Below are 9,736 nucleotides of genomic sequence, written 5' to 3'. Positions count from 1 at the left end.
ATGGCCCTTCCTTTGCCGCCCCAGGTTTCCGCCGCCGATTTCAAGCAGGCGCTCGAACAGTTCGCGCAGGCGGTTGGTTCGCAATGGGTGTTCACGTCCGAAGAAGACGTGATGCTCTATCGGGACGCCTATTCGCCCTTGTGGGACGAGCCCGATGAACTGATCCCTTCCGCCGCCGTCGCCCCGTCGACCGTTGAGGAAGTGCAGGCGGTCGTGCGCATCGCCAACCGCTTCAAGGTTCCTCTCTATACCATTTCGACGGGCATGAACCTGGGCTATGGCGGGTCCTCGCCCAATCTGCGCGGCAGCGTGATCGTTGATCTCAAGCGAATGAACCGCGTGATCGAGGTCGACGACAAGCGTCATTTCGCAATCGTCGAGCCTGGCTTGTCCTATTTCGACCTCTATCATTATATTCAGGAACGCAAGCTCAAGGTGTGGCTGGATATTCCCGATCCCGGCTGGGGCAGCCCGATCGGTAATGCACTTGACCACGGGATTGGCTATACGCTCCAAACCTATGCCGACCATTTCGGCGCGCATGCCGGAATGGAAGTGGTACTGCCCAATGGGGAAGTAATGCGCACTGGCATGGGGGCGATGCCGGGCTCCAAGACCTTCGCAGAATATCGCTATGGCTATGGCCCCTATGTCGATGGGCTGTTCGCACAGGCGAATTTCGGCATCGTCACAAAGATGGGCTTCTGGCTGATGCCCGAACCGGAAGCCTATATTTCAGCCATGATCGAAGTGCCGCGGCGCCAGGATCTTGCCCCGCTGGTCGACATCGTCACCTATCTGCAAAATACGGGCATGGTGACGATGCCGGAATATGGCAGCCCGGTCCTGCGAAAGATGATGGACCCGCGCGTTCAGAAGCTGGCCTGGGACCTGTCCGCCACGGACGAGCAGCTCGACCAGCTTGCCCGCGATCTGGGCGTCGCTTCCTGGAATGTCGAGCTTCAATTCTATGGTTGCCGCGAAGTCGTGCGCGCGGCCTGGGAATCGTCCAAGGCAAAGATCCTTGCCGCCATTCCGGGCAGCACTGGCAAACTTCTCCACGAATATCATTTCCCCATGTCCGATGAGGATAAGGAAAAAGTGGCACGGAAGGTTTCCCTGGGCATTCCGTCGTTGAATATGTTCTCCATTGGCGCGCGAACCGAGCTCAATCCCAACCCTAGTGACGGCCATCTCTGGTTTTCCGCCGTCACGTCCAAAACGGCTCAGGCCGTCTTCGATGCGCAAAAGATGTTCATCGAAGCAGCGGAGCGCCGTGGCGTGCCGTCGATCGTCACGCGCTTTATGCCGCCGATTGCCTGGCTGACGCGTAGCTTCCTGATGATGACCGCATTCGGCATGTCGCGGGAAGATCCGGCGAAGAACAAGGAAGTGCGCGAGCTGTACAATTATTATGTCGCTGAAGCCGCGAAGGCCGGTTTCGGAGAATATCGCTGCGCGCCAGCATTCCAGGACGTCGTGTCCCAGGCCTATTCGTTTAACGACAATGCCTTGCAGCGCTTTGCCGATACACTGAAAGATGCGGTTGATCCCAACGGCGTCATTGCGCCTGGACGTGGCGGCGTATGGCCTACTCGCTTCCGGCCAAGCGGCCGGAAGCTGCTCCAGCCCGCTTCCTGAGCCCGCTCCGGGTCATGACAGCCTAAGGAACGAATATATGCGACTGGTAAGCTATTCCCACGATAATCAGCGAAGCTGGGGCGCCGTTACCTCCAGCGGCATGGTGATCGACCTGCGCACGCCGCTAGCCTCTTCGGGCGGCGCCACGTTGAAGCAGGCGATCGAGAATGGCTTGATCGAACAGGCGCGCACAATCGCCGAGTCGGCACAGCCTGGCGGTGTGCGGCTGGAGGATGTTTCGCTGGATCCGGTCATCCCCGATCCCGGTCAGATTCTTTGCATCGGCCTCAACTACAAGGATCATCTGGCCGAAACGAAATTTGCGAAGGCCGATCACCCAACCGTGTTCGCGCGCTATGGCCGCAGCCAGATCGGTCATCGCCAGCCGATCCTGCGGCCGGTCGAGTCAGATATGCTTGATTATGAAGGCGAACTGGCGATCGTCATCGGCCGCCGCGTCCGGCGCGCCTCCGAAGTCGACGCGCTTTCGGCCATCGCTGGCTATTCCTGTTACAATGACGCGAGCGTTCGCGACTTTCAGCGCCATACCACGCAATTTCACCCTGGCAAGAACTTCCCCGCGACTGGCGCTTTCGGACCATGGCTGACCACTGCCGACGAAATTCCCGATCCGGCGGCGCTCACCATTCAGACGCGGCTGAACGGCGAGGTGATGCAGTCAGCAACGCTAGATCAGCTGATCTTCACGATACCTGAACTCATTGCCTATTGCTCGATCTTCACTGAGCTTCTGCCAGGTGACGTCATCGTCACCGGCACGCCAGGTGACGTCGGTTCGGCGCGCAAGCCGCCGGTCTGGATGAAGGCTGGCGACGTAGTCGAAGTTGATATTCCGGGTGTCGGCTGCCTCTCAAACCCGGTCGTGGACGAAAGCACGGGACCGGCCGCCTAACGGATTAGACCGTCCACGAGGGCGGTTAGCCCACCTATTTACCGCCGGAAGCTAACTTTCCGGCCACTCAGGTGTGCCTTATTCCGCCGCCCCTCTCGCAATGTGCTTATTGCGCCCGTTACTGGACAATCGTACTATTTTTATTGACGTGATTACCGCACAGTCGTACTAATAGCATGGACAATGTCGGGGACGACGCAGCGCCCGGTCCGCGACCATGGAGAGAGACAATATGTCGCAATATGCGGGACAAACCGTTTACATCACCGGCGGCGGCAATGGCATCGGGCGTGCGCTCGCACTGGCCTTTGCCAGCCGGGGCGCCAATCTCGCCCTGGTCGACATTCTTCCCGATGGGCTGACCGAGACCGAGGCGGCCGCACGATCGGCGGGAGCGCCCAAAGTTACGAACCATATTGCCGATGTCAGCAATCGTGAGCAAGTTGATCGAGTTGCAAGCGAAGTTCTCTCAGCGCATGGCGAGGTCCATTATTTGTTCGCTAACGCCGGGGTTGGACTCACCGGCATTCCGCTGGACAAAGTGAGGCCAGAAGAACTGGAATGGTCGTTTTCTGTCAATGTTTTCGGCGTCTTTCATTCCATTCAATCGCTGTTGCCCTCGATCAAGGCGCATGGGAAGCCTGCGCATATCCTTAGCACAGCATCCGTCGCTGGACTGTTCACACCGCCCGGCACGCATTTATCGGCTTATAGTTCAGCCAAGTTCGCATTGCCTGCGATCATGCAGGGGTTTCGCGACAGCCTGGAAGGCACGCCTGTCAAGGTGTCCACAATCTACCCAGGCCTGACGAAGACAAATGTAGAGCAGCGTTCGCAAGATCTGCGGCCGGTGGTCGAGGGCGCCGTGGCGCCGATGCCCAGCTTCGTCAGCCCACTGAACGGCGAGGATGCGGGCGCCGTGAGTGAGCGGATCATCAAGGGGATGGAGGCTGGTTTCCACCATATCTTCCCCCATACGGAAGTCGCCCGTGAACAGCATGACGCATATTCGCAGATGATCGCCAACGGGCTTTCAAATTCATTCAGCCGGACAAGCAGTTCAGCCAGGAACTACAGATCGCGTCGGGGGCAGACAGCAAGATCAACTGGGTCATCGGCGGCTATTACTTCAATGCGACGGGTCAGGTGGACCCCAACCTCGTCACGCTGTCTGGTCCAGCGGTTAATCCCTTCTTCCCGGTAACGTCCTCGACGCTGTACAGCCGCGTCAAGACGGAGTCGTTCGCTGCGTTCACCCAGGCCACGGTGCCGCTGACCGACGCGCTGAACTTCACCGCCGGGCTGCGCTACACGACTGAGAAGCGATCGCTGAACGCCGAGCAGATACTTGGCGGCGTACCGGTTCCTCCGTCGAACTATGAGCAGGAGAAGCGTTACAGCAAGCCTACTTGGCGTGTGGCGCTCGATTATAAGATCACGCCCGATGTCATGATCTACACCTCCTACAATCGCGGTTTCAAGAGCGGCGGCTTCAACCCGACGACACCGGGTGAAGATCCATTCAAGCCCGAGCAGCTCGACGCCTATGAAGGCGGTATCAAGTCGGAGCTGTTCGACCGTAAGCTGCGCTTCAATCTGGCGGCCTTCTATTATAATTATAAGAATATTCAGGTGCCCTACTTCCTGATCAATACCATCGGCCTCAAGACCGGCCCGAAGGCGACCATCTACGGGGTGGACTTTGATTTCGAAGCACACCCGTTTCAGCAGTTGCGACTGTTCGGCGGATTGAGCCTGCTGCACGACAAGTTCGGGCACTATCCTGATGCGGCGCTGTCGCCACCCAATCCGCCTCCTTTGGGCGGCAACCAGAGCGTGGTAGGCGATGCGACGGGCAACCGTCTGCCATTCACCTCAACCTTCTCGGGCAATATCGGCGCTGCCTATGAAATCCCGGTTGGCGACAGCAAGATCACGTTGAACGGCAATCTCTACCACAATTCCGGTTTCTATGCGGAAACGGACAATCTGCGCCGTCAGCCCGCCTATGAGCTGGTCAGTGGTTCGATCCAGTGGACGGATGCAACGGGTAAGCTGACCGTGAGCGTATGGGGCAAGAACCTGACCAACGAAGCGGTCGTCACCATGCTCGCTGCTTCGGGATTTGGTACAGGGGCCAGCTACCAGCCGCCGCGCACCTATGGCGCGACGCTGGGTTATGCCTTCTGATCACGCGATGAAGAATGGTCCCGTTTTCTTCCGGCCGCTGCACCGCAGCTTATCCGGCGGGGAACGGGACATTCCTTGCGCAAGGAGCCTGTCACATGAGTAGCCAGCCGCTCCTCCAATCGGTTCGGCTGGATGGCAAACTCCTGACTGATGTAGAATCCTTGCAGCGGGTGAAGACGGACCTTGGAGGGCTGCTTTCCGAAGTGCCGGTAGCGGTTCTCCGGCCCGGATCGGCGGCGGATGTCGCCGCGATGATGCGGGAAGCGGCAGCGGCACAAATCCCGGTCACCATCCGGGGCACGGCGCGGTCCGTCTATGGTCAGACGGTCGCGCTTCCCGGCGGGGTGGTCATCGACATGACGAGCCTCAACAGCGTTCACGCGGTAGGGCAGGACCGTGTCACCGCCGATGCGGGCGCCACCTGGTCGGCGGTGGTCAAGGCCGCGCTGGCGCATGGGCTGGTTCCGCCGGTCCTGACCGATTATCTGGATATCACCGTGGGCGGCACGCTGTCCTGGGGCGGCCTGGGCCTGACGTCATGGCGCTACGGCCTTCAAGTCGACAATGTTCTAGAAATTGAAGTAGTGACCGCGGACGGCACGATCCGCCGGTGCTCTCCTGATTGCGAGCCGGACCTGTTTCACGCGGTTCTGGGCGGCATGGGCCTGGTGGGGGTGATGACCAGGGTGACACTGCGCCTGATCCCCGCCCCCGGCCGTGCGATCCGCTTGCAGATCCCCTATGGCGACGCCGCCGCCATGAACGCCGATCAGTTGCGGCTTGCGCAGGAGGAACGGGTCGATACCGTGCAGGGGATCGTCGCCGCGCCGGAAGGGCGCTGGGCCTGCATGATGGAGATCGTGCAATTTTATGACGGTGAGCGCCCTGATCCGGCGCGGATGTGCGAGGGGCTGAACGGCGCGGTCGAGCAGGCCCGGATCATCGATACTGATTTCGAGACGTTCCTGTTCCGCTATGGCGGTCTGTCGGCTCTGCCCTGCCTTGGCCCCGTCACGCCGCATGCTCATCCCTGGTGGTCGACCATGGCGTCGCCGGAGCTTGCGCCTCGCCTCATCGACCGGCTCGTATCCGTGCTCGATCCGGCGAAGGCCACCCAGTTCGACCTCATCATCACCTACCCCATGCGCGCCGACCGGTCGCGCACCCCCCTGCCCAGCCTGCCCGATCTGGACTGGTTCTTCGCCGTCGCGAACTTCTGGTGCGTCGATTATGAGGACAGGCAGGAAATCGCCGATGTGCTGAGCGAAAACCGGCGGCTGTTCGAACGTGCGGCGGCGGACCATTTGCAGGGCAGCGCCGACCCGATCGCGGCCGTGGATTATTCGCGCATCGAATGGATGGCGCACTTCGCGAAGGCATGGCCCGCCTTTCATGCCGCCAAGCGCAAGTTCGATCCGCAGGGCATTCTGGATAAGACACGCAAGATATTCTGAGCGTCCCCTTCCCAAGGCCGGAAAGTCATCGGAGTGAGGGAAGAGTTTCCATGACCATTGCCATTACCGGCGCCACGGCCCGCCCGGACGGCGCATGACGATCGATGGAGGAACATGATGCCCGATGATGCGGTGCTGAGCCTGGACAAGCTTGACGGCCGGTTGCGGCTGGATGCGCCCGCCCGTGAGGCGATGAAGACCGACTTTGGCGGCATGCTGACTGAAATTCCCAGTGCGGTGCTGGAGCCCGGTTCACCGGAGGATATCGCCGCCGCGCTCAAGGAAGCGGGACGGCGCGGCGTTCCCGTCACCGTGCGCGGGCTGGGCCGGTCCGTCTATGGCCAGACGGTCGCGCGGCCCGGCGGCGTGCTGATCGATATGTCCAGCCTCAATCGGGTTCATGCGATCGGGCGCGACCGGTGCGTCGTGGATGCGGGCGCAACCTGGGCCACAGTGGTCAAGGCGGCGCTGGCCCAGGGCCTGGTGCCGCCTGTGCTCATCGACTTTCTAGACCTGACAGTCGGCGGCACGTTGTCCTGGGGCGGCATGGGCATGACGTCCCGCCGCTACGGCCTTCAGGCCGACAATGTGCTGGAACTGGAGGTGGCGACGGCCGACGGGATGCTCCACCGCTGTTCGCCCTCGCAGGAGAGCGATCTGTTCCATGCCGTGCTGGGAGGAATGGGCACGGTGGGCGTGATGACGAAGGTGACGCTGGCCCTGATCCCTGCGCCGGAGCGGGCGCTACGCGTTCAGATTCCCTACCCCGATGCCGCGGCGATGACCGCGGGCCTGATGCAGTTGGCCCATGATGACCGGGTCGACGCCTTTCAGGGGATCGTCGCCGCGCCCGATGGTCAGTGGGTGCATCTGATCGAGGCGACGGCCTTCTACAGCGGCGAACGCCCGGATGTTGGCTGGGTGTGCGAGGGGCTGAACGGCATGATCGCCCACGCCAATCCGATCGACAGCAGTTTCGAAGACTTTCTGTTCCGGCTGGGGGATATGACCACGCTGCCTTGCCAGGCAGCCGGTCCGCATGCCCATCCCTGGTGGTCGACCCAGACATCCGCAGAACGCGCGCCCGCTTTCGTCGAGGAGCTGGAGCAGTTTTTCGATCCCGCCACGGCCGGTCCCTTCGACCTGCTCATCGTCTATCCGATGCTCACCGGACGATCGCGAACGCCGTTGCCCAGCCTGCCGCGTCAGGACTGGTCAGTCGTGGTCGCGACCTTCTGGTGCGTAAGCTTCGACCGGCAGGACCAGCTTGCGGCGGTGCTGGCCGAAAACCGCCGCCTGTTCGAACAGGCGGCGGCTGTGCATGCGCCGGGCAGCGTGGACCCTGTGGCAGCGGTGGATTATTCCCCGGCGGAATGGGCCGCGCATCTCGCCGATGCCTGGCCTGCATTCGATGCGGCCAAGCGCAAATATGACCCTCAGGGCGTGCTCGACAAGGCCAGGCGCATATTCTGAACGCGGGCGGATCAGGTCCTGAAACGCGCCGAAAGCTTTTCGACATGCGCTGCGAAGGTCAGAAAGCGCTCACGCACATGGTTCGCCGACAACAGATAATCCTCGATCCCCGTATCCAGAGTTGCCGCAGGCCAGCTTGCCTGATGATGGGCAAGGATGGTGCGCATGTGGAAAAGCGCTTCCTTCATGTCGCGCACCTCGCCCGGAGCCGCCGGGTTGGCCAGCGCCCTGCTCAACAGCATTTCAAGATCGCAGATCAATGTGATCAGCCGCCGCCGCTGCCGCACGAGTTCCAGGCGCCAATTGCCTTCGCGCTGGTGGATGATCTCGCGGATCTTGTCGTTCGAAACGGCCAGTTCGCGCGCCTTGTCCAGAAGTTCGGTGATGCTGTTCATGCCGATGGGCCGTGATCCGCCTATGCCGCCGCCGTGAAAGGGCGGGCTCCGATAAGGATGAAGATCATCCTGACGGGAACGTCGCCGCGATTGCGCCACGCATGGCGCGTGCCGTTTTGAATGATGACGTCGCCCGCACGCAAATGTTCGGTCCGGCCTTCATCCAGTTCAAGCCAGATCTCGCCGGACATGACGATGCCGTAATCCACCGAATTGGTGGTATGCATTCCAGGATCCTCCACCTCGAACGTTTCCGCGACCCCCGGCGCCCAGCGAAGATTTTCCTCCGCAGCGGCTACTGGATCGAACGATGGCGACATCATGACGTGATCGGGCGGAATGACAAGCATTTCAAACAGCGTGCCACCTGGCTCAGGGATCAGCGAGGTGCCCCTGACAGGCTCGCTGAGAGGCATGTTGAGGTCCGGCACGGCAGGCGTGCGCCAAAGCAGCGTCAAGTTCATGCCCGGAATATGCTCGAACTGATGCCCTTCCGCCTCTCCGGCGGCCCAGAAGACCGAACGTCCATCGGCGGTCCGCTGCGTAACGACTCGTTTCATGCGCCTCTCCTTTCCCAAGCGATCATATGCGCCTTTGCGGCTGCGCTTTCCGGCCGGGGAACGAAGCCCTTGGCTCAAGGGCGGATTTCCCCGGACGATCGTACTATGTTCTTGCCATAAATACCGTACGATCGTACTAATTTTCTGTCAACCGGCGCGATTCCGCCGGTCTCTGAACAGATCTACGTAAAGGGAGAAGATCGCATCATGCCTCAAAGTGATATCGTCATCGTGGGAGCGACCGGAACAACCGGCAGCGCCCTTCGCGCCGAATTGCGCAACCGCAACGTCGCGGCGCGGGCGCTCGTCCGTTCCGAAGCGAAGGGCGCGCAGATCAGGGACAGCCTGCTTGAACCCATCACCGGGGATATCGGCGATCCCGCCTCGCTCGACGGCGCGTTCCAGGGGGCGCGCGCGCTGTTCGTGGCGCTTTCTCCCAGCGCGGACGCGCTTGCATTGAACCGCAATCTGTTCGCTGCGGCCAAGCGGCAGGGCGTCAGCCACATCGTCCGCATTTCGGGACTGCATCCCGACCCGCAGTCGCCTTCCCTGCTCGTGCGCCAGCATACCGCGCTGGACGAGGAACTTCGGCAGTCCGGCATTGACTTCACCATCCTGCGGGCCAACACCTTTTACGACAATCTGCTGCGCCATGCCGCGCATATCCGCGAATATCGCGTGTTCCATTCGCCCATGGGCGACGCGCCGCAAAGCATGATCGACGCGCGCGACATCGGCGCCGTGGCGGCGGCCGCGCTTCTGGAGAAAGGCCATGCGAACAAGGCCTATGACCTTACCGGCCCCGAAACGCTGACCAACACGATCATTGCGGGGATATTCACCCAGGTGTTGGGCGAAACGGTGACGTTCCAGCCTGTGCCCTTCGCCGCCGCCCGCGCGGGCATGATCGCCAATGGCTTGCCGGAAGCGGATGCGGACGCCGCGATCGAGCTGTTCACGCTGGTTTCCAAGGGAGGCGAAGGGGAAGTCTACCCGGATGTCGAGCGGGTTCTCCAGCGCAAGGCGATCCGGTTCGAACAGTTTGTGCGCGACAATCTTGCCGCCTTCAAATGAACGATAACGGCGCTCACGCCCTGGCATGGCCGGGAC

9 protein-coding genes are annotated in these 9,736 nt (G+C 61.4%); 7 read left to right on the top strand and 2 right to left on the bottom strand.

The genetic code is table 11. The features are described 5' to 3' along the window. The 6 genes from L288_RS36190 to L288_RS36170 all read left to right on the top strand — a co-directional run. A partial coding sequence (locus L288_RS36190) for an FAD-binding oxidoreductase (protein WP_021239065.1) occupies positions 1–1,641 on the top strand: 1,641 nt, incomplete at its 5' end. A 37-nt stretch (positions 1,642–1,678) separates the two neighbouring features. Beyond that, on the top strand, positions 1,679–2,554 hold the full coding sequence (locus L288_RS36185; protein ID WP_021239064.1) for a fumarylacetoacetate hydrolase family protein: 876 nt from the start codon (positions 1,679–1,681) through the stop codon (positions 2,552–2,554). Positions 2,555–2,786: 232 nt separating this feature from the next. Further along, positions 2,787–3,758 carry an SDR family NAD(P)-dependent oxidoreductase gene (locus L288_RS42065; protein WP_021239063.1) on the top strand — a complete coding sequence of 324 codons (972 nt, stop codon included), beginning with the start codon at positions 2,787–2,789 and terminating at the stop codon, positions 3,756–3,758. Continuing rightward, a complete protein-coding gene (locus tag L288_RS36180; protein ID WP_236613047.1) occupies positions 3,656–4,744 on the top strand; it encodes a TonB-dependent receptor domain-containing protein in 1,089 nt (362 codons plus the stop codon). The genes L288_RS42065 and L288_RS36180 overlap by 103 nt, the downstream gene beginning before the upstream one ends. A gap of 95 nt (positions 4,745–4,839) precedes the next feature. After that, the gene (locus tag L288_RS36175) at positions 4,840–6,198 is read left to right on the top strand and encodes an FAD-binding protein (protein WP_021239061.1); all 1,359 of its coding nucleotides are present in this window, start codon (positions 4,840–4,842) and stop codon (positions 6,196–6,198) included. Between the two features lie 114 nt (positions 6,199–6,312). Next, the gene (locus tag L288_RS36170) at positions 6,313–7,671 is read left to right on the top strand and encodes an FAD-binding protein (protein WP_021239060.1); all 1,359 of its coding nucleotides are present in this window, start codon (positions 6,313–6,315) and stop codon (positions 7,669–7,671) included. 11 nt (positions 7,672–7,682) lie between these two features. On the opposite strand, the gene L288_RS36165 is transcribed toward L288_RS36170, so the two are convergent. Together L288_RS36165 and L288_RS36160 are read right to left on the bottom strand one after the other, a co-directional pair. Beyond that, on the bottom strand, positions 7,683–8,066 hold the full coding sequence (locus L288_RS36165; RefSeq protein ID WP_021239059.1) for a hypothetical protein: 384 nt from the start codon (positions 8,064–8,066) through the stop codon (positions 7,683–7,685). A gap of 20 nt (positions 8,067–8,086) precedes the next feature. Then, positions 8,087–8,626 (bottom strand): cupin domain-containing protein, encoded by a 540-nt coding sequence (locus L288_RS36160; RefSeq protein ID WP_021239058.1) that lies wholly within the window; start codon positions 8,624–8,626, stop codon positions 8,087–8,089. Between the two features lie 207 nt (positions 8,627–8,833). Between L288_RS36160 and L288_RS0121930 the strand changes: the two genes are divergently transcribed. Beyond that, entirely contained in the window at positions 8,834–9,700 is an 867-nt protein-coding gene (locus L288_RS0121930; RefSeq protein ID WP_021239057.1) for an NAD(P)H-binding protein, read from the top strand. The last annotated feature ends 36 nt before the right edge of the window (positions 9,701–9,736 follow it).

This window comes from Sphingobium quisquiliarum P25, assembly GCF_000445065.1.
Taxonomy (GTDB): domain Bacteria; phylum Pseudomonadota; class Alphaproteobacteria; order Sphingomonadales; family Sphingomonadaceae; genus Sphingobium; species Sphingobium quisquiliarum.
This window is presented reverse-complemented; position numbering and strand designations above follow the sequence as displayed.